14 protein-coding genes and 3 pseudogenes are annotated in these 21,083 nt (G+C 60.2%); 9 read left to right on the forward strand and 8 right to left on the reverse strand.

Annotated features, from left to right (window positions below; genetic code table 11):
* The first annotated feature begins 204 nt into the window (after window positions 1-204).
* A complete protein-coding gene (gene metR, locus QNH97_RS22825) occupies window positions 205-1,122 on the forward strand; it encodes a transcriptional regulator MetR (protein WP_283554016.1) in 918 nt (305 codons plus the stop codon).
* Between the two features lie 69 nt (window positions 1,123-1,191).
* On the opposite strand, the gene QNH97_RS22830 is transcribed toward metR, so the two are convergent.
* The 4 genes from QNH97_RS22830 to nosR form a co-directional block, all read right to left on the reverse strand.
* Complete coding sequence (locus tag QNH97_RS22830) at window positions 1,192-1,689, reverse strand: GNAT family N-acetyltransferase (RefSeq protein ID WP_283554017.1); 498 nt, start codon at window positions 1,687-1,689, stop codon at window positions 1,192-1,194.
* Window positions 1,686-2,324, reverse strand: coding sequence for a LysE family translocator (locus tag QNH97_RS22835; protein ID WP_283554018.1), 639 nt, complete (start codon window positions 2,322-2,324; stop codon window positions 1,686-1,688). The genes QNH97_RS22830 and QNH97_RS22835 overlap by 4 nt, the downstream gene beginning before the upstream one ends.
* A gap of 17 nt (window positions 2,325-2,341) precedes the next feature.
* A complete protein-coding gene (locus QNH97_RS22840) occupies window positions 2,342-2,758 on the reverse strand; it encodes an NUDIX hydrolase (RefSeq protein WP_283554019.1) in 417 nt (138 codons plus the stop codon).
* Window positions 2,759-2,974: 216 nt separating this feature from the next.
* Complete coding sequence (nosR, locus tag QNH97_RS22845; RefSeq protein WP_283554020.1) at window positions 2,975-4,342, reverse strand: response regulator c-di-GMP phosphodiesterase, NosR family; 1,368 nt, start codon at window positions 4,340-4,342, stop codon at window positions 2,975-2,977.
* Window positions 4,343-4,570: 228 nt separating this feature from the next.
* Between nosR and QNH97_RS22850 the strand changes: the two genes are divergently transcribed.
* The 8 genes and pseudogenes from QNH97_RS22850 (at window position 4,571) to QNH97_RS22875 (ending at window position 16,118) form a co-directional block, all read left to right on the forward strand.
* A complete protein-coding gene (locus QNH97_RS22850) occupies window positions 4,571-6,862 on the forward strand; it encodes a GGDEF/EAL domain-containing response regulator (protein WP_283554021.1) in 2,292 nt (763 codons plus the stop codon).
* A complete protein-coding gene (locus QNH97_RS22855) occupies window positions 6,859-8,733 on the forward strand; it encodes a putative bifunctional diguanylate cyclase/phosphodiesterase (protein WP_283554022.1) in 1,875 nt (624 codons plus the stop codon). The genes QNH97_RS22850 and QNH97_RS22855 overlap by 4 nt, the downstream gene beginning before the upstream one ends.
* 42 nt (window positions 8,734-8,775) lie before the next feature.
* Window positions 8,776-9,735 carry a cytochrome-c peroxidase gene (locus tag QNH97_RS22860; protein WP_283554023.1) on the forward strand — a complete coding sequence of 320 codons (960 nt, stop codon included), beginning with the start codon at window positions 8,776-8,778 and terminating at the stop codon, window positions 9,733-9,735.
* Window positions 9,732-11,534, forward strand: coding sequence for a DAHL domain-containing sensor histidine kinase (locus QNH97_RS22865; RefSeq protein ID WP_283554024.1), 1,803 nt, complete (start codon window positions 9,732-9,734; stop codon window positions 11,532-11,534). Before QNH97_RS22860 ends, QNH97_RS22865 begins: the two co-directional genes overlap by 4 nt.
* 110 nt (window positions 11,535-11,644) lie before the next feature.
* Window positions 11,645-11,920, forward strand: a pseudogene (locus QNH97_RS29620) (response regulator); the annotation flags it as partial.
* A 204-nt stretch (window positions 11,921-12,124) separates the two neighbouring features.
* A pseudogene (locus tag QNH97_RS29625) lies at window positions 12,125-12,211 on the forward strand (hypothetical protein); the annotation flags it as partial.
* 444 nt (window positions 12,212-12,655) lie between these two features.
* Window positions 12,656-12,937: pseudogene (locus QNH97_RS29630) on the forward strand (sensor histidine kinase); the annotation flags it as partial.
* A 1,561-nt stretch (window positions 12,938-14,498) separates the two neighbouring features.
* Window positions 14,499-16,118 carry an FMN-binding glutamate synthase family protein gene (locus tag QNH97_RS22875; RefSeq protein WP_283554026.1) on the forward strand — a complete coding sequence of 540 codons (1,620 nt, stop codon included), beginning with the start codon at window positions 14,499-14,501 and terminating at the stop codon, window positions 16,116-16,118.
* Here QNH97_RS22875 and QNH97_RS22880 read toward each other — a convergent pair.
* From QNH97_RS22880 to QNH97_RS22895, 4 genes are all read right to left on the reverse strand, one after another.
* Window positions 16,039-17,685: a glycosyltransferase family 39 protein gene (locus QNH97_RS22880; RefSeq protein WP_283554027.1), complete on the reverse strand. Its 1,647-nt coding sequence runs from the start codon at window positions 17,683-17,685 to the stop codon at window positions 16,039-16,041. The genes QNH97_RS22875 and QNH97_RS22880 overlap by 80 nt on opposite strands.
* 63 nt (window positions 17,686-17,748) lie before the next feature.
* Entirely contained in the window at window positions 17,749-18,699 is a 951-nt protein-coding gene (locus QNH97_RS22885; protein WP_283554028.1) for a glycosyltransferase family 2 protein, read from the reverse strand.
* Entirely contained in the window at window positions 18,696-19,070 is a 375-nt protein-coding gene (locus tag QNH97_RS22890; RefSeq protein ID WP_283554029.1) for a GtrA family protein, read from the reverse strand. Before QNH97_RS22890 ends, QNH97_RS22885 begins: the two co-directional genes overlap by 4 nt.
* A gap of 162 nt (window positions 19,071-19,232) precedes the next feature.
* Window positions 19,233-20,654: an amino acid permease gene (locus QNH97_RS22895; RefSeq protein ID WP_283554030.1), complete on the reverse strand. Its 1,422-nt coding sequence runs from the start codon at window positions 20,652-20,654 to the stop codon at window positions 19,233-19,235.
* Window positions 20,655-21,083: the final 429 nt, after the last annotated feature.

Consider the following 21,083-nt stretch of genomic DNA (forward strand, 5'->3'; position numbering starts at 1 on the left):
AGTTTGTTAAAGCGCGCTGCCACAGTTGCGTGACAGTTTGATGAAGATTGCCGAGTGGTTGCCATGCTGACCTGAAACCAGCGGTAAACGGCGGGCGCTTGTTTCCTCAAGGTGAAAAAGAAGGCCTCTTGTCGACAGTTCGTCCTGCATGAGACAAACTCAACCTTTTCGTACTTTCCACAAGTTTCCCTCATGGAGCCCCCGGTGCTTGAAATCCGCCACCTCAAGACTCTGCACGCACTGCGCGAGGCCGACAGCCTGGTCGAAGCCGCCGAACGCCTGCACTTGACCCAGTCCGCCCTCTCCCATCAGTTCAAGGAACTGGAGGAACGCCTGGGGATGCAATTGTTCGTGCGCAAGACCAAACCGGTGCGCTTCACCAGCGCCGGCTTGCGCTTGCTGCAATTGGCCGACGCCACCCTGCCCTTGCTGCGCGGCGCCGAACGAGACATCGCGCGCTTGGCGGGTGGCACCGCCGGGCGTTTGCACATGGCGATCGAATGCCACAGCTGCTTTCAGTGGCTGATGCCGACCATCGATCAGTTCCGCGATGCCTGGCCGGAAGTCGAACTGGACCTGGCCTCGGGCTTCGCCTTCGCTCCGCTACCGGCCCTGGCCCGGGGCGACCTGGACCTGGTGGTGACTTCCGACCCGCTGGAACTGGCCGGGATCACTTACGTGCCGCTGTTCACCTATGAAGCGATGCTCGCCGTGGCCAACCAGCATCGACTGGCGGGCAAACCCTACGTCGTGCCCGAAGACCTGGTCAGCGAAACCCTGATCACCTATCCGGTAGAGCGGGACCGACTGGACATCTTCACCCGGTTCCTGGAGCCGGCCGACATCGAACCGGCCCAGGTGCGCACCTCTGAACTGACGGTGATGATGATGCAGTTGGTGGCCAGCGGCCGAGGTGTGTGCGGCATGCCGCACTGGGCACTGCATGAATACAGCTCGCGGGGTTACGTGAAGGCCAAGCGACTGGGGGAAAAAGGCTTGTTCGCCACGCTGTATGCGGCGGTCCGTACCGACATGCTTGATGCGCCGTACATGCGCGACTTTTTGCTGACAGCCAAGGACACGTCGTTTTCGACATTGGATGGGGTCAGTGCGGTTCGGTGATACTCGGTCCTTTGTGGTGAGGGGATTTATCCCCTCACCACAAAGCTCAACAGCCAGGACCGGGTGGTTCTAGAGCTCACGCCACATGTGGATTTTGTCCAGGTAGTCCTCGCCCACCCGTATCGCCTGCGGTTCGAGGCCGTATTGCTTGAAACCGCAGCGCTGGTAGAGCTTCAGGGCCGGGGCGTTGCCGGCCGTGACGGTCAGTTGCACCAGGCGCAGAAAACTGTAGCGGCGGGCTTCGTCGAGGGCCGTTTGCACCAATTGGTAGCCGAGCCCTCGATGGCAATGGGCATCGGTGACGTACATGCCGAACAACGTCACCTTGTGCCGGACCTTTTCCCGAGGCTCCAGGGACAGCCCGACAATCCCCACCAGCTCATCCTCCACAAACGCCCCCAGCAACACATCGAGCCGGCTGGTCAGGCGTGACTCCCACCAGTTGATGGGCAGCGCCGCCCGCTCACTGACGCTGGAGGTGAAGGCTTGCGGATGAAGCGCGTAGGCCTGGAGCATCAAGTGACGATACGCCTCGACGTCGCGCGCCCCCAGCCGTCGAATGCTCACGCCGAACGCCGTTGCTCAAGCATCAGGCGCAGCGCCAACGCCCCCAGCACAAAGCCCATGAAATAGCGCTGGGCCGCCAGCCAGGTGGGGTTGTGGACGAACCACGAGGCAATGCCCGCCGCGAACAAGGCAATCAGCAGGTTGACGCTGAAACTGACGCTGATCTGGGTCAGCCCCAGGATGATGCTCTGGGTGAACAGCGAACCGTGTTCCGGGCTGATGAACTGCGGAAACACCGAGAGGTAAAACACCGCAATCTTCGGGTTCAGGGCGCTGGTGAGAAAGCCCATGGTGATCAACTTGCGCGTCGAGTCCGCTGGCAGCTGCTGGGCCTCGAAGGGTGAGCGCGCCCCCGGCTTCACGGCCTGCCAGGCCAGCCAGAGCAGGTACAGCGCACCGGCCCACTTCAACACTTCATAGGCCATGGGCACCGCCACGAACACTGCCGTCAGCCCCGCTGCCGCCGCGAACATGTGCACGAAAAAACCCGCCACCACCCCCAGCAAGGACGTGACCCCGGCCTTGCGACCCTGGCAGATCGAGCGGGAGATCAGGTAGATCATGTTCGGGCCGGGCGTGAGCACCATCAGCAATGCGGCGACCGCGAAAATCAGCAGATCCGGCAATGGAATCATCGGCAGCAATCCTTGAGTCAGCAGGTTACAAGATGGGTGGCTCGATAAAACGGCAGGATCACCTCGCCTGTCAACGGGGCCAGCAGAAGATCGCTGTCGCCGGCCGGATCGATCCAGCGGACTTCCTCAATTTCAGCGGCGGGAGACACCGGGGCGTCGATGGCCAGTAAAAACACTTCAGCCTGCACGATAAAACCCGGCTCATTGGCGGCCGGCGCGCTGAACGCCCCCAGGTAGTGGGCCTGTGCCGGGTCGATCGTCAGCCCAAGCTCTTCATCCAATTCCCGGACAAGGGCCTGGACCGGTTGTTCATGGGCCTCGATCTTGCCGCCCGGCTGCATGAAAGCCAGGGTGCCGCGCTTGCGCACCAACAGGGTTCGACCGTCCGGGCCGATCAACAGGGCGGCGGCGATGCGGATGAGGGAAGTGGTCATGAGTGATGAAAGCCTTGGGGGGGAAATGCCGGGGAGATTACAGACCAGGGCCGCAGGAGCAAAGCCTTGCCCCCGTTTCAGGCCCCCACACATTCCCCTGTGGGAGCGAGCTTGCTCGCGATAGCGTCCGGCCAGTCAACAATGCAGTCACTGACATTCCGCTATCGCGAGCAAGCTCGCTCCCACAGTTCGAACGGTGACATCTGCAGAACCGCATTACCCCAACATCGGCTTCGGCACCGCAGGGTCTGCTTCCTCTTCCGGGATTTTGACAAACACGCTGTACCGGGCCCCTTCCATCGATTCGAAGGCGATGAGCTTTTCCACCAGCGGGCCGCTCAGGACCTTGCCGGCGTTGAGCAGCAGCATGCCATTGTCGGCGTTGAGGTTGCGAGCCAGGATCATGCCGGGCGCCAGTTCACGGGTGGTCTTGACCTCCACCGTCGGGTCGGACAGGGTCACGTCGTCCAGGTATTCGCCGCAGGCCTTGATGAAGTCCTCGATCATGCTCGGGTCGTACAGCTTGCCAGCGTACTTGCGGATGTAGACCAGTGCTTCGTCGCTGTTCATCTGCCGTTCGAGGATCAACCCGCGCTGCAGTTCGATGAAATCCACCGCCAGTTTCAACAGCCGCGACCCGAATGGAATGGCCTCGCCCTTGAGGTGCTCGGGGAAACCGCTCCCGTCCCAACGCTCCTGGTGATGGCGGATGATCCGTGCCGCGTCTTTCATCGGGTCCAGGGTCATCAGCAGCGACTCGCTCTGCTTCGGATAGGCGCGATACAGATCAAGCTCGCTGTGATGCAGCATGTCGGCGGGCGTGGTCATCATGTTATCGGTCCAGCTCAGCTTGCCGATGTTGTAGAGCGCCGCGGCCATGGTCAGGTCGCGGTCGGTGGACTCGTCGAGGAAGTGCAGCCGGCTGTAGACCCTGATCAACTCGATGATCTGCCGGTTGGTCTGCTTGGCCTTGGGCAGGCGCAGGTTGGCGATCAACGAAAACACTTCGGTGCTGGTCACATAACTGCGCTTGAGCTCGTCATAGGCCAGGTCGAGCATGTCGGCGGTCTGCTGCAGTTCGGAGGTGCGCGAGGCCACGCGTTTTTCCAGGGTGGCGTTCAGCGTCTTGAGTTGCTGGTTCTGCTCGCTGTTCAGCGCTTCGAGGCGCTGGCGTTCGCTTTCGGAATGCTGGTGGGCCAGGGCCTGGCGCAGCGCCTGCACCAGTTCCTCGTCATTCCAGGGCTTGCTGAGGTAGCGATAGAGCTGCCCCTCGTTGATGGCCTTGGTCATCATGTCGACATCAGCATACCCGGTGAGCAGGATGCGCAAGGTCGACGGATAGAGCTTGCGAATCTGCGCCAGCAGCGTGGCGCCATCCATGTTCGGCATGCGGGCATCGGTCATCACCAGGTCGACGGGGCGCTCCTTGAGGATTTCCAGGGCCCTGGCACCACTGTCGGCCAGCAGAATCTCGTACGGCTGGCTGCGCAGCAGCCGACGCAGGCTGCTGAGAATCGACTCTTCATCATCGACCAGCAGCACCGTGGGTTTCCTTGCCGAAACTTCCGGCGATTGATCTTCCATTTTTACCCCCTCCTATTAACCACAACCGTTCTACCGCTCCCCTGAAGAACAGGCTAGTAGATTGCGTTCATTTAGTCACAATTCGCCATCTCTGGCCGAGCGCATCCCCACGAGCCGACTATGCTCTACCCCATGAAGGGCCATGTACAGGCCAGAAGACTCATGCCAGAGAAAGGGATATCAGATGTACCCATGGTTCTATAGTCAGCATCTTCGCGGTGCACGGCCATGAGCCTGCCGATGGAGAAAGGCAATCGGCGGATCCTGATCGTCGACGACACCCCGACCATCCATGAGGATTTTCGCAAGATCCTCAGCCCCCAGGGCACCCCAGAAGACAGCCTGAGCAGTGCCGAAGAGGCCCTGTTCGGCGCGCCAGTGGCGGTCGCCCAGCAGCGATTCGAGCTCGATTCGGCCTTCCAGGGCATGGAAGCCCTGAATAAGGTGGAATCGGCCCTGGCCGAGGGGCAGCCCTACGCCTTGGCCTTCATTGACATGCGCATGCCCCCGGGCTGGGACGGTCTTGAAACCATCGAACGGCTGTGGCGGGTCGATCCCAAGCTGCAAGTGGCCCTGTGTACCGCTTACTCGGATTATTCCTGGGAAGACATCGCCGAGCGCCTCGATCTGGGCGACCGGTTGCTCATCCTGAAAAAACCCTTCGACGCCATCGAAATCCGCCAGATGGCCAGCGCCCTGACCGTCAAATGGCAAATGACCGAAGACGCCGCGCTGAAAATGGACATGCTCGAACGAGCGGTGGAAGAACGCACCCGGGAGCTGGCAGACGCCAACATCATCGTGCAGAACAGCCCGACCATCCTCTATCGCCTGCGCGGCGAGCCGCCATTCCCATTGATGTACATCTCCCACAACATCACCAAGTTCGGCCATGTGGCGGCGCAACTGATCAACTCGCCAGACTGGGGGCAAGTCCTGATTCACCCCGATGACCGGAGCAAAGTCGACACCGCCATGGTGCGCGTCCTGGGCCGCGACACTGCGGGCGCTTCGATTGAATTTCGCATGCGCACGGGCGACGACACGTTCCGCTGGGTGGAGAACCGCTACATCCCGGTGCGCAACGAGCAAGGCCAGTTGCTGGAAGTCGAAGGCATCATCCTCGACATCACCGAACGCAAACTGGCCGAGGAAAAAATCGCCCTGCTGGCCCGCACCGATGGCCTGACCGGGCTGGCCAACCGCGCCACCATGATCGAACGCCTGCACCAGGCCTTCGCCGCGGCTCGCCGGGGGGCGGCGCCGTTTGCGATGTTTTACCTGGACCTTGACCACTTCAAGCGGATCAACGACACCCTCGGCCACCCCATCGGCGACCTGTTGTTGCAGGAAGTCGCTGCGCGCATCAAAGGCTGTACCCGGGAAAACGACGTGGTGGCGCGCTTGGGCGGCGACGAGTTTGCCATTTTGCAGCTGGATGTCCACGAGGCCACTCATTGCGCCGCCCTGGCGGGCAAGATCCGGGATGCGCTGGTGGCGCCCTACTCCCTGGACGGCAACGACGTGCGCATCTCGGTGAGCATCGGCATCAGCCTGTATACGCCCCAGAGCCTGAGTGCCGACAGCCTGATGGCGCAGTCCGACATGGCCCTGTACCGCTCCAAGGAAAAGGGCCGCAACCAGTACCATTTCCATAACGAGGAAATTAACCAGGAAGTGACGGATCGGGTCGCCCTCGCCAGCGACCTGCGCCTGGCCATCGAACATAACGAGCTGCAATTGCATTACCTGCCGGAAGTCGACCTCGGCACCGGCAAGATCCTCGGCATGGGCGTACAGGTCCGCTGGAAACACCCTCAACGCGGCTGGCTGGAACCAGCGGCCTTCATGCCGGCGGCCGAGAAGACCGGGATTATCATTGGCCTGGGCCATTGGGTGCTGGACCAGGCCTGCCAACAGATGCGCCAGTGGCGCGACCAGGGCGTGGCCCCGCCGGTGATCGCCATCGACCTGTCCCTGACCCAACTCAAGACCGGCCCGGAGCTGATCTACGACGTGCTGCGCACCACCGCGCGCTGGGAGCTGGCCCCCTGGGACCTGCGTTTCGACGTCACCGAAGCCACCCTGGCCCAGACCAAGTGGACCCACAACGACGTGCTGCCGCGCCTGTGCGAATTGGGCGTGCAGATTGCAATCGATGATTTCGGTACCGAGTACTCCTCGTTCGATTACCTCAAGACCTACCGGGTCAATCACCTCAAGCTCGCCCAGCGCTTTCTCGACAGCGCCAACGACGACCCCGAGAACGCCACGACCCTGCGGGCAATCATCAACTTTGCCCGGGATGTCGGCATCGGCATCATTGCCGAAGGTGTCGAAACCCAGGAGCAACGCTCTACGCTGATGTCCAGCGGCGGCGCGATGCAGGCCCAGGGGCATTACTTCAGTACTGTGGTCGACAGCGGCCAGGCCGCCGAACTGCTCAAGGCCGGTACCATCATTCCCACAACCGACCACTGGACCCGACCTGCGAACCAGCTATCGGAGAGCAATCCATGAACCCCATGTCAGTACCTGCCAACCGGCGGATCCTGGTGGTGGACGATACACCGGCAATTCACCAGGATTTTCGCAAGATCCTCAGCCCCGGCGTCAGCACTGATGGATCACTGGACGACACGGAGAGCCTGCTGTTCGGCACGTCCCAGGTCAGCCAGCTGCAATTTCAGATCGACTCCGCCTATCAGGGCGAAGAGGCACTGGAACTGGTCAAGCGCGCCCAGGCCGAAGGCCAGCCCTATGCCCTGGTGTTCGCCGACATGCGCATGCCCCCGGGCTGGGACGGGCTGCAAACCATCGAGCGGCTGTGGGAGGCCGACCCGCGCCTGCAAATTGCCCTGTGCACGGCGTTCTCGGATTACTCTTGGGAAACCATGTCCGAGCGGATCGAGTTCGATGATCAGTTGCTGATCCTCAAGAAACCGTTCGACACCCTGGAAATCCGCCAGATGGCCAGCGCCATGACCTGGAAATGGCAACTGGCCCAGGATGCCGCGCGAAAAATGCGCAGCCTGGAGCGCACGATAGAAGAGCGGGTCCAGGAATTGCTCAAGGTCTCCCACCTGCTGCAATACGACGTGCTCACCGAACTGCCCAACAGCATGCTGCTGGGCGATCGCCTGACCCAGGCCATGGCCCATTGTCGCCGGCATGACCGGCAACTGGCGGTGATGTTCATCGGCCTGGACCGCTTCAAGCGCATCAATAACGCCCTGGGTCACCCGGTGGGCGATGAGATGCTCAAGCGGGTAGCCCGGGCACTGGCGACCGTGGTGCGTGAATCCGACTCGGTGTTTCGCTACGGTTCCGACGAGTTCGTAGTGTTGGTGGGAGACGTCAGCGACCCGCAGCAGACCAAAGGCGTGGCCGAAAAACTGCTGAACGCCATCAGCTCCCCGCAACCCATCGACGGCCACGACCTGACTGTCACCGCGAGCCTGGGCATCAGCCTTTACCCAGCGGACGGTTACGATGCGGTGGCGCTGATCAAGAAAGCCGAGACGGCGATGCGCAACGTCAAGGAAACCGGCCCCAACGATTACCGTTTTTTCACCGAAGACATGAACCGCCGGGCGCGGCAGCAGCAGACCATCGAATCCGGTCTGCGCCTGGCGCTGCAACACAAGGAATTCGTGCTGCATTACCAGCCCAAGCTCGACCTGACGAGCGGCAAAGTGGTCGGCGTCGAAGCGCTGGTGCGCTGGAACCGGCCGGATCAAGGCCTGATCTACCCGTCGGACTTCATCCCGGTGGCCGAAGACAGCGGGCTGATCGTGCCGCTGAGCCAATGGGTGCTCCAGGAGGCTTGCCAGCAGGCTTGCCGCTGGCAGGCGCAGGGCATGCGTCCGCTGATCCTGTCGGTCAACATTTCGGCCATCGATTTTCGCCAGCGCGGGTTCGTCGAAGGCATCGCCCGCACGCTCAAGGAAACCGGGTTCGACCCGACACAGTTAGAACTGGAGATCACCGAAAGCGTGCTCATGCATAACATCGATACAACGGTCGCCACCCTCAAGGCTATCAAGCAACTGGGGATACGCCTGGCCATCGACGATTTCGGCACCGGCTACTCAAGCCTGAGCTACCTGCAGAAATTTCCGGTGGACGTGTTGAAGATCGACCGATCGTTCGTCGGCGACCTGAGCATCGACAGCAACGACGCCAAACTGGTGAGCACCATCATCAGCCTGGGCAAGAGCCTGAACCTGCACATCATTGCCGAAGGTGTGGAAACCCGTGAGCAACTGGAGTTTCTCAAGGCTCACCAGTGCGAGGAGGCCCAAGGTTATTACTTCAGCAAGGCCGTGGAACCGCAAGCCTTCGCCGAATGGATGGCTGAATGGGAAACCCGCCAGAGCCCGTTTTCGTAAACACCTGAGTTTCTAAACCAAGCGTTCCAAGGAAAACATCCCATGGCATCACATGGACTGATTCTGGTTTTTGGCCTGCTCATGGGATTAAACGTGGCCGCTCACGCCGAGCCACTGGACGAACCCCTCAAACCGCTGCCTGCGGCTCCAGCGCTGGACCCCAAGCGTGTCCAGCTGGGCCTGCGGTTGTTCAATGACCCGCGCCTGTCGGTCAACAACACCCTGTCCTGCGCCAGCTGTCATCGCCTGGACAAGGGCGGTGCCGACGACAAGCCGTTTTCCCTGGGCTTTGACGGCAAACCGGTGGAGGTCAATACGCCGACCGTGCTCAACGCCAGCCTGAACTTCCATCAGTTCTGGGACGGTCGCGTCGACACCCTGGAAGAACAGGTACACGCCGTGGTGACCAGTCCCGTGGAGATGGGCAGCACCTGGGAATCCGTGGTCAAGCGCATCGCCGAGGACCCCGGCTATACCAGGGACTTCAAGGACGCCTACCCCGACGGGGTGACCAAGCTCAATGTCCAAGGCGCCCTGGCGGACTACGAACGCAGCCTGCTGACCCCCAACTCGCGCTTCGACCAATACCTGCTGGGCAATACCGACATCCTGACACCCCGGGAAAAATTCGGTTACCAGCGCTTCAAGGAATACGGCTGCATCGCTTGCCATCAGGGTGTGAACATCGGCGGCAATATGTTCCAGAAGTTTGGCGTCATGGGCGACTACTTTCAGGACCGGGGCAACGTGACCCGCGCCGATGAGGGTCGCTTCAACATCACCGGCGATGAAGCCGACCGCCAGGTGTTCAAGGTGCCCAGCCTGCGCAACGTGGCCGTCACCGCCCCGTATTTCCATGATGCGTCCGCGCCGACCCTGGAGGACGCGGTGAAGGTCATGTTCAAGTACCAATTGGGACGTGAACCACTCAAAAACGATACGGCACTGATCGTCGAATTCCTCAAGACCCTCACCGGTGAATGGGAGGGCAAGCCGCTATGACGATTCTCCGTCGCCTGGGCCTGGTACTCATTGGTCTGTTGCTGGCTTCTGTCCTGCTGTTCATGTACATCCAGTCGGGCGCCCAACAGGCCGCCTCCTACATTGAATCCCGGGACCTGGTCCGCCTGCTTAAACAACAGGATGCCATCTGGGACAACGAAGTCCTCAAATCGCGGATCGCCCTCACCCACAATTACGATCCCCTGGTTTCCCCTCTTCATGAGATGTCACGTCTCTGGCAACGCCTCGACGCCATTGAATTGGTGGAAGGTCGCCACGCGCCATCACTCTGGAAAAACGAACGCGACGAATACCTCAAGGCAGTCAAGGAGAAAACCCGTCTGGTGGAACAGTTCAAGTCCCACAACGCGGTGCTGCGAAACTCCTTGGCCTTCCTGCCCACGGCCGAAGACGACATTCAGGGACAGTTCGCCCGGCTGTCCGACGAGGACAAACTGCGACTGCAAAGCGTTGCCATCGATACGTATGACCTGTTGCTCAGCAGCATGGAATTCGCCCAGGTCACCACCCGGGAACAGGCGGCCGAAGTCCTGCTGGGCCTGAACAGGCTGGAGATCAACAAGGAGCGGCTGCCGCCAGGGCTGCGTGCTTCCGTCGATATCCTGCGCAGGCACATCGCCCTGATCCTGCGCGAACAGCCACTGGTCAATGGGTTGCTGCAAGACATAGAAGCGGTCCCCGTGGCCAGTCGCCTGGACATCATTACCAACCTGCTCGACAAGGACCAGGGAAAGGCCGCCGCCAAGCACCAGCGCAACCATATCTACCTGTTGGTATTCGCCACGTTCCTGGTGCTGATCCTGATCTGGCTGGCGATCCGGCTGATGCGCAGCTTCGCCGAGATCAAGCGGGTCAACACCGCCCTGCACACCGCCAACGACGAGCTGGAACAACGGGTCGAGGAACGGACTCGCCAGCTCAAGGACACACAAAGCGAATTGATGGACACCGCCCGCCAGGCTGGCATGGCGGAGATCGCCACCAACGTGTTGCACAACGTGGGCAATGTGCTCAACAGCGTGAACATCTCCGCTGACCTGGTCTCCCGCAAGCTGCGCAGCAGCAAGGCCCTGGGGCTGGGCAAGGCGATGCAGCTGATTAACGAGCATTCCCGTGACCTGGGGCACTTCCTCACCGAAGACGAGAAAGGCAAGCTGTTGCCCGGTTACCTCAATCAACTGGTGGATGCCATCGCGCTCGAGCAGCAAAGCCTTACTGACGAACTGGCCCAGTTGAGCAAGAGCGTGGACCACATCAAGGACATCGTTTCCACCCAGCAATCCTACGCCGGCGCCAATAGCATGGTAGAACCCCTGGTGGTCAGCGAATTGCTCGAGGACGCCCTGCGCATGAACTCCGGCGCCCTCACCCGCCACCACGTGACGGTCATCAAGGAATACGGCGACGTGCCGCGCATCATGGGCGACAAGCACCGCTTGCTGCTGATTCTTATCAACCTGATCAGCAATGCCAAATACGCCATGGCGGGAGTTTCCAACCATGCGCGCAACATCACTCTGAAGGCCAAGGTCGTAGAGGGTGAAACCCTGCAGATCAGCGTCAAGGATGAAGGTGAAGGCATTCCGGAGGAAAACATGACACGCATCTTCGCCCACGGCTTTACCACGCGTAAGGAAGGCCACGGGTTCGGCCTGCACAGTTGTGCACTGGCGGCGATTGAAATGAACGGCCAACTCACCGCCCACAGCGAGGGGCCAGGCACCGGGGCAACGTTCGTCTTGCAACTGCCCCTGAAACTCGCGGAAGGTGAACCATGAACAACATGAGTAATCGGCGCATCCTGTTGATCGATGATACGCCCGCCATCCATGACGACTTTCGCAAGATCCTCACGCCGGAGGATGAGAACAATGCCGACCTGCAAGACATGGAAAGCGCGCTGTTCGGCGACGCGCCGAAACCGACCGCCACCGTATTCGAACTCGACTCGGCCTACGGCGGCCAGGAAGGCCTGAAAAAATTGCAGGAGGCCGCCGCGAAAGGGCGCCCGTATGCCCTGGCGTTTGTCGACATGCGCATGCCCGAAGGATGGGATGGCGCCAAGACCATCGAAGAACTCTGGAAGCGCGACCCGCAGTTGCAGGTGGTGGTTTGCACCGCGTACTCGGATTATTCCTGGGATGAACTGCTGGACCGCCTGAACGGCCACGACCGGTTGCTGATCCTGAAAAAACCCTTCGACAACATCGAAGTCCAGCAGATGGCCAACACCCTGACCACCAAATGGGAAATGACCTCCCGCGCGCAACTGCAGATGAGCAAGCTCGAAGACCTGGTGGAACAACGCACCCTGGCGTTCAAACAGGCCAGTGAGCTGCTGCAAATGGAAATCGACGAACGCAAGATGCTCGAAAGCCAGTTGGTGCAATCGGAAAAGCTCGCCTCGCTGGGTCAGTTGGCGGCCGGGGTGGCCCACGAAATAAACAATCCGATCGGCTTCATCTCCTCCAACCTGGGCGCCTTGGACGGCTACTTTGGCAAACTCCAGGAAATGCTCGAAGCCTATGGTGGCGCGGAGGAATCCATCGCCTCGCAGGAGCTGGTGGTGCAGTTGAAGAGCCTGCGTGATCAGGTGGAACTGGACTTCCTCATCGAGGACATCCCGATGCTGATCAAGGAATCCAAGGAGGGCATCGCCCGGGTGGGGCGGATCGTCAAGGACCTGAAGGACTTCTCTCGCGTCGACGCCTCCCAGGAATGGCAGTTGGCCAATTTGCAGCAAGGCATGGATTCGACGTTGAACATCGTCGCCAACGAAATCAAGTACAAGGCCGACGTGGTCAAGCAATACACGCCGTTGCCGGAAGTGGAATGCCTGCCGTCGCAGATCAACCAGGTGATCATGAACCTGATCGTCAACGCCGCCCAGGCCATCGGCCCCGAACGCGGCACCATCACCCTGCGCAACGGTGTGGAAGGTGACAACGTGTGGATCGAAGTGGCCGACAACGGCTCGGGCATGCCCCCCGAAACGCTGCAAAAAATCTTCGATCCCTTCTTCACCACCAAACCCGTCGGCCAAGGCACGGGGCTGGGGCTGTCACTGTCCTATGGCATCGTGAAAAAGCACCATGGCGAGATCACGGTGAGTAGCGAGGTTGGCGTGGGTACTACGTTCCGCATTGAATTGCCGATGCGGCAGTTGAAGCAGGCGGTTTGAGAGGCTCGGTGCAACCACTGGTTTGATGGAGAGTAAACGTCCCACCTGTGGCGAGGGAGCTTGCTCCCGCTGGGCTGCGCAGCAGCCCCCTCTCAAAAGTCACTCAATCAACCTGACCCACCGCGTCGCCGGGTTTCAGGGCCGCTGCGCGCCCCAGCGGGAGCAAGCTCCCTCGCCACAGGGGTTGGGCACGGCGTGGGCTAAGGGAGTGCCTCGAATCAGGGTCAGTCTCGAGCAAATCCCCTGGCTGCCCGGAATGCCTTTGTGGCGAGGGAGCTTGCTCCCGCTGGGCTGCGCAGCAGCCCCCTCTCAAAGGCCACTCAATCAACCTGACCCACCGCGCTGCCGGGTTTCAGGGCCGCTGCGCGCCCCAGCGGGAGCAAGCTCCCTCGCCACGGGATGGGTGCACGGCGTGGCTAAGGGAGTGCCTCGAATCAGGGTCAGTCTCGAGCAAATCTCCTGGCTGCCCGGAATGCCTTTGTGGCGAGGGAGCTTGCTCCCGCTGGGCTGCGCAGCAGCCCCTCTCAAAGGCCACTCAATCAACCTGACCCACCGCGTCGCCGGGTTTCAGGGCCGCTGCGCGCCCCAGCGGGAGCAAGCTCCCTCGCCACGGTATGGGTGCACGGCGCGGGTTAAGGGAGTGCCTCGAAGCAGTGTAAGTCTCGAGCAAACTTCCTGGCTGCCCGGAATGCCTTTGTGGCGAGGGAGCTTGCTCCCGCTGGGCTGCGAAGCAGCCCCCTCTCAAAGGCCACTCAATCAACCTGATCCACCGCGTCGCCGGGTTTCAGGGCCGCTGCGCGCCCCAGCGGGAGCAAGCTCCCTCGCCACAGGGGTTGGGCACGGCGTGGGCTAAGGGAGTGCCTCGAATCAGGGTCAGTCTCGAGCAAATCTCCTGGCTGCCCGGAATGCCTTTGTGGCGAGGGAGCTTGCTCCCGCTGGGCTGCGCAGCAGCCCCTCTCAAAGGCCACTCAATCAACCTGACCCACCGCGTCGCCGGGTTTCAGGGCCGCTGCGCGCCCCAGCGGGAGCAAGCTCCCTCGCCACGGGGTTGGGCACGGCGTGGGCTAAGGGAGTGCCTCGAATCAGGGTCAGTCTCGAGCAAATCTCCTGGCTGCCCGGAATGCCTTTGTGGCGAGGGAGCTTGCTCCCGCTGGGCTGCGCAGCAGCCCCTCTCAAAGGCCACTCAATCAACCTGACCCACCGCGTCGCCGGGTTTCAGGGCCGCTGCGCGCCCCAGCGGGAGCAAGCTCCCTCGCCACGGTATGGGTGCACGGCGCGGGTTAAGGGAGTGCCTCGAAGCAGTGTAAGTCTCGAGCAAACTTCCTGGCTGCCCGGAATGCCTTTGTGGCGAGGGAGCTTGCTCCCGCTGGGCTGCGCAGCAGCCCCTCTCAAAGGCCACTCAATCAACCTGACCCACCGCGCTGCCGGGTTTCAGGGCCGCTGCGCGCCCCAGCGGGAGCAAGCTCCCTCGCCACGGGATTGTGTGCCATCCCTTCACCACAGGAGCGGTGTTCCTGAGTACCATATCCCCCCATCAAACGCTCAACCCCAAGGAAACCGCATGAGCCTGTCGCTGCTAAGCCGTTACGCCTTCTTTGCCGGCTGTGTGATCTTCACCCTCGCCAGCCTGCCGTTTCTGCAACACGACTGGCTCTGGCCGATTGCATTGGTGACAGGGCTGTTAAGCCTGCTGGGGCTGTTCGACCTGCTGCAAAGCCGCCATGCGGTGCGCCGCAACTATCCGATCCTGGGCAATATCCGCTACTTGGTTGAAGGCATCCGCCCGGAAATCCGCCAGTACCTGCTTGAATCCGACAGTGACGCCCTGCCGTTTTCCCGGGCCCAACGCTCGCTGGTGTATTCCCGGGCCAAGAACGAAAGCGCCGACAAACCGTTCGGCACCTTGATCGATGTCTACCAGAGCGGCTTCGAATTCATCGGCCACTCCATGCGCCCGGCCCCGTTGAGCGACCCCAGCGGTTTTCGCGTGACGGTGGGGGGTCCGCAATGCACCCAGCCGTATTCAGCCTCGGTGTTCAACATCTCGGCCATGAGCTTCGGCTCCCTGAGCGCCAACGCCATCCGCGCATTGAACCAAGGGGCGAAGCTGGGCAATTTCGCCCATGACACGGGGGAAGGCAGCATCAGCCCCTACCACCGCGAACACGGCGGCGACCTCACCTGGGAGCTGGGCAGCGGCTACTTCGGCTGTCGCACCAGCGACGGGCGCTTCGACCCGGAGCGCTTCGCCGTCCAGGCGCAGAACCCGCAGGTGCGGATGATTGAAATCAAGATGAGCCAGGGCGCCAAACCCGGCCACGGCGGGATCCTGCCCAAGCACAAGGTCACCCGGGAAATTGCCGAGACCCGTGGCATTCTCATGGGCGAGGATTGTGTTTCACCGTCACGCCACAGCGCGTTCTCCACACCCATTGAGCTGATGCAATTCGTCCAGCAACTGCGTGAGCTGTCCGGCGGCAAACCGGTGGGTTTCAAGTTCTGCCTGGGTCATCCGTGGGAATTCATGGGCATCGCCAAGGCCATGCTGGAAACCGGGATCCTGCCCGATTTCATCGTGGTGGACGGCAAGGAAGGCGGCACCGGTGCCGCGCCGGTGGAATTCACCGACCACATCGGCGTGCCGCTGCGCGAAGGCCTGCTGTTCGTGCACAACACCCTGGTGGGCCTGAACCTGCGGGACAAGATCAAGCTCGGCGCCAGCGGCAAAATCGTCAGCGCCTTCGACATCGCCAGCGTCCTGGCCATCGGCGCCGACTGGGCCAACGCCGCGCGCGGCTTCATGTTCGCCATCGGCTGCATCCAGTCCCAAAGCTGCCACACCAACAAATGCCCCACCGGCGTCGCCACCCAGGACACCCTGCGCCAACGCGCCCTGGTCGTCCCGGACAAGGCCCAGCGGGTCTACAACTTCCACCGCAACACCCTCAAGGCCCTGGCCGAAATGCTCGCCGCCGCCGGGCTTGAGCATCCTTCGCAATTGCAGCCCAAGCATTTGGTTCGGCGCATGTCCGCCACTGAGATCAAGCTGTTTTCTCAGTTGCATGTGTTCTTGAAGCCGGGGGAGTTGCTGACCGGTGAGGTCAATGGGGCGTTTTATTCGCGGATGTGGCAGATGGCGCGGGCGGACAGTTTTGAGCCGCAGGAGGTAGTGGCGGCGTAGTGGTGGCTGGATTACCAGCCTCATCTGAGGCTGGTGACGCTTTGAGGATGAACAGAGAAGCAACCATCTCTCGATCTACAAGAGTAAGTTTTTTTTCCCAACCTTTCTCCTGCAGCAGCTCGTCCTTAGGATGAGTTTTTGCCGCTATCCACCAGAGCCTAGGCTCATTGCATTTAAGTACCTGCAAACTATTGAAATTAATCCATCTAGCATCTTCAGAAATCAGGGCGTAACCGTTACGGTCAAAACCTTTTAGAGCTGTACCGGAAGGTATGTGGATATAAAGCGTCGGTCGCATACCCGTTTGATTGTAATAACTGAATGGCAAGTACCAAATTAAAGAATCAAGCAGAATGTCATCACCTGGCCGAATCATTTGTTGAATCTCAGCGGCCAACACATCAAGCCTGAAATCCCTACGTAAATCGGTTCCATTCAAGCCATCCGCTTGTCGGTACACCGAATGCAGTCCCTGTATTTCTGCAGTAACCACAATCACCACGGCCAAGGCCAGAACGCCTGTCCGACGCCCCAATATATCCAGCGCTACTGCGACGATGAAAGGCACTCCAACTGCGGAAAATACCAGGTAGCGAGGAACGAATACCGGAACGATTAACGCCAGCAAAGCAAGAACTACAACCGGGATAAAAAAATAGCCTACCAATAAACCATTGAAACGATGCCGGAGGTTGTCCTTCCGAATCAGCACGAGTGCGCATGCAATAACCAACCCTAGGGGCACCATGCGCAGAAGCAACGATTGGGTCCCCCAAGCACTCATCACAATAAACTGCCAAACGAGACCCAACACTGACTGTCCTGTGACAGGCGGTATCCATCCAAGACCCGATCGGCCAGTCAGATGATCAATAAAATGAGGCAGCCAAGGCAGGAACAACACGACGATCAGAACGTTAGCCAGTACCCAGGTGCGCGTCGGTAGCACGGTACTAGCAGCGCCCGGACGCCCCCACCACCAATAAAACCAATGAACAAGGACACACAGCGCTGCAAAATAGTGGGTGTAGAAAGCGGCGGTCATCAGCAGTACATAAATGAATGCAAATGGCTTCCTCTCACTCTCCTTAACCCAGCACACCAATGCCACGGTTGCCCCCATCAGCCAAAACCCGAGCAAGGTGTACATCCGCGCTTCCTGACTGTATCGAACCGAAATTGGCAGTAACGCCAATAACAACGCAGCGATCCAGGTTGCTCTTCGCGTCGAAACCAGGCTCATCAGCTTTACACCCAGCAAGACAGTGCCAACATCAACCAACGCACTGAGCGACCTTACAGCCATGGCACCGTCGCCGAACAAAACCATCCAGTAGTGCAGCACGAGGTAATACAGTGGAGGATGAACGTCTCGTGCCGTAAGAGACCAGATCTGCCCAGGCTCGTGCCGGGCAAGCAGCACGCTGAACGCCTCGTCATACCAGATAACGGGTATCGTGATTCCGTGAAAACGCACCACGAGCGCAAGGACTGCCACAGCCGCCAAAGCTGAACGATCGACAAACCGGCTGGGGAGTGCTCCTGAGTAAACGCGAGGCATCTTCATCGATCATGATTTCCCTGGCGATAAGGACTTGCGGTAATCGCGGTGATGACTTCCTTCACAACATCAGGATCCATCCCGGGATTTCATCCGGCCTTCCCTGATCATTTCCTTGATGACATACCGGGGCCGATGCTTGGTCTCCAGATAAATCCGCCCGATGTACTCGCCCAGCACACCGATACCCACCAGTTGCACACCGCCCAGGAATAAAACTGCAACCATCAACGACGGATAACCCGGCACGTCGTTACCAAACAGAATCTTGTCCAGCACCATGTAAATCGCGTACAGGAGCGAAACCAAGGAGATGCAACCGCCCACGTAAGTCCACAGCCGCAACGGCACCGTGCTGAACGACGTGATGCCTTCAAGGGCAAGATTCCACAACTTCCAGCCATTGAACTTGCTCTTGCCGGCAGCGCGGCGGGGGCGGTCGTATTCGATGACCACGGTGTTGAAACCGGCCCACGACAACACGCCCTTCATGAACAGTTGGTATTCGGGAAGGGTCTTGATCACCTCCACCACCTTGCGATCCATCAAGCGAAAATCCCCGACGTTCTGCTCGATGTGCGGGTAGGCGATGTGATTGAGCACCCCATAGAACAACGCCGCGCCCCGGCGCTTGAGATAGCTGTCGGATGAGCGATCGCGGCGCTTGGCCAGCACCACTTCGGCGCCCTTTCCCCATTCGGCGATCATTCGTGGAATGACGTCGATGGGGTCTTGCAGATCCACGTCCATGGGGATCACCACGTCGCCGCTGGCGTGTTCAAGGCCGGCAAACAGGGCCGGTTCCTTGCCAAAGTTGCGGGAGAAGTTGATCAACAGGACCCGGCTGTCCATCAGTGCAATATCGCGGGCGATGGCGGCGGTCTGGTCGCCGCTGCCATCGTTGATGAAGACGATTTCGACGGCATGGTCTTTCAATGCCGGATGCTGACGGACACTTTCATAAAACAGGCTGATGGCTTGTTCTTCATTGAAGACCGGAACGATCAAAGAAACGTTCATGGACAATGTCCGCGAAACACCACAAACCGCGACAACAGAAAACCGATCACCAGGCTCAACAGCGAAAATACCGCCACGGTCAGCAGGCCGTGGACGTGCCAGCGATCACCCAGATAACCGACGGTGAAACTGAGGGCACCCATGACGCCTAGGAAAAGAACATAGCCCAATGCCGAGGTTTTGGCTTCGAAGGTGTAGAGCGCATTGACATAAAAAGAGAAGGAGGCCGCCACGCAAAAGGCCGTGAAATTGCTCATCGCTTGATTGAGGCCGAACGCCACCCGCAGCACGAAAAATATCTGCCAATGGATCAGCGTATTAGCCAGCCCCACCAGGGAGTAGCTGAAAAAACCTTTCCATAATGTTTTCATGGATGCCCCCGACCGTGCGGGTGGTTCAGGCGACTTAATCTAGGGTTCTATCGGTGTGCGGTCTACTGTAGGAGTTAACAGGTAGGACCTCACGGGAAGGTGATTGGCGCAGAAAAAAAGCCCCGATCATCCGACCGGGGCTCCTTTTACATCACCGTCAACTTACGAAGTTGAACGCACCGCCCCCTGCACATCACCGGTGGGTTGCAACTTGAAGGTATAGAACAGCACCGTTAGCAACGCCAGGAATGCCGGGCCAATGTAGAGCGCCACGCGGGTGTCCGGGAAGTACGCCATCAGGCCCACCACCAGCACCAGGAATGCCAGCGCCAGGTAGGAACTGACCGGGTACAGCCACATGCGATATTTCAGGGCCGCACGTTCCGAAGCACTCAGGCTTTTACGGAATTTGAGCTGGGCCAGCAGGATCATCACCCAGGTCCAGATTGCGCCGAAGGTCGCGATAGAGGTCACCCAGACGAAGACTTTCTCCGGCACCAGGTAATTGAGCAGCACGCCCAGCAGCAGCGCGGCGATGGACAACAACAAGGCGCGACGCGGCACGCCGTTGGCCGAGGTCGTGGCGAAGCCGGCCGGGGCCTGGCCATTCTGCGCCAGGCTGTAGAGCATCCGCCCAGTGCTGAAGATGCCGCCGTTACAGGACGACAACGCCGCAGTGATCACCACGAAGTTGATGATGCCGGCGGCGGTCTTGATGCCCAGGCGCTCGAAAGTCATCACAAACGGGCTGCCCTGGGTGCCGATCTCGTTCCACGGGTAGATCGACAGGATCACGAACAGCGCGCCGACGTAGAACAGCAGGATCCGCCAGAACACCGAGCCGATGGCGTTGGGGATGGTTTTCTGCGGGTTCTTCGCTTCACCGGCGGTCAGACCGATCATCTCCACGCCCAGGTAGGCGAACATCACCATCTGCAGGGACATCAACACGCCCTGCACGCCGTTGGGCATGAAGCCACCGTGGGTCCAGAGGTTGGAAAGGCCCAGGGCCACGCCGTCGTTGCCGAACCCGAAGGCGATGATGCCAATGCCACCGATGACCATGGCAATGATGGTCACGATCTTGATCAGGGCGAACCAGAATTCGAATTCACCGAAGGCCTTGACCGCGATCAGGTTGATCGAGCCCATGCTGACCAGCGCGGCCAGGGCCCAGATCCAACGGGGTACGTCGGGGAACCAGATGCCCATGTACACCGCCACTGCGGTGATCTCCGCCACGCAGGTTACCAGCCACAGGAACCAGTAGTTCCAACCGGTCAGGAAACCGGCCAGCGGACCTAGGTAGTCCTGGGCATAACGGCTGAACGACCCGGCCACCGGGTTGTGCACGGCCATCTCGCCGAGGGCACGCATGATCACCAGGATCGCCAGGCCGCCAATGATGTAGGACAGCATGATCGCCGGGCCGGCCATTTCAATGGCCTTGGCCGAGCCGAGGAACAGCCCGACACCGATACAGGCGCCAAGCGCCATCAGGCGGATGTGCCGCTCACCGAGCTCACGTTTGAGCGGACCACCCTGAGCGGTCTCGCCATGGGGCAGATGATTGCCGACAGGCATAGGGATACAACCTCGTCTTGTTATTGGATTAACCGCCGAGTCTCCAAAGCCGCAGGTTGGTAAGCCTGCCACCTTGCCGAAACCGGTCTGCTTCGTGGACAGACCGTCCTGTAGAACAACGCCCTCAGGATCAGCGGGCCATGCAGTATAAAAAGCCGGGGACAGAGAGATTCACTGTAAAACCGGGGAATTTCAGGGAGAACCCTCAGCAAAAACTGTGTTTCCGGAGATGCATTGTCTGGGATGACAGACACTTCTGAAAACGGCGCCGAGTATTGCACAGGGAGGGTGCCAGGTCACACGGCGACAGCTCTAGCACAAGGCTTTCGGACATCACTGAACCTGCGGCGAGGGAGTTTGTTCCCGCTCGGCTGCGCAGCAGACGCAACGATGGCAGGCCGATGATTTCAACGGGTGGGAAAAGCGGGG

Source organism: Pseudomonas sp. G2-4, from assembly GCF_030064125.1.
In the GTDB taxonomy this organism is placed as follows: domain Bacteria; phylum Pseudomonadota; class Gammaproteobacteria; order Pseudomonadales; family Pseudomonadaceae; genus Aquipseudomonas.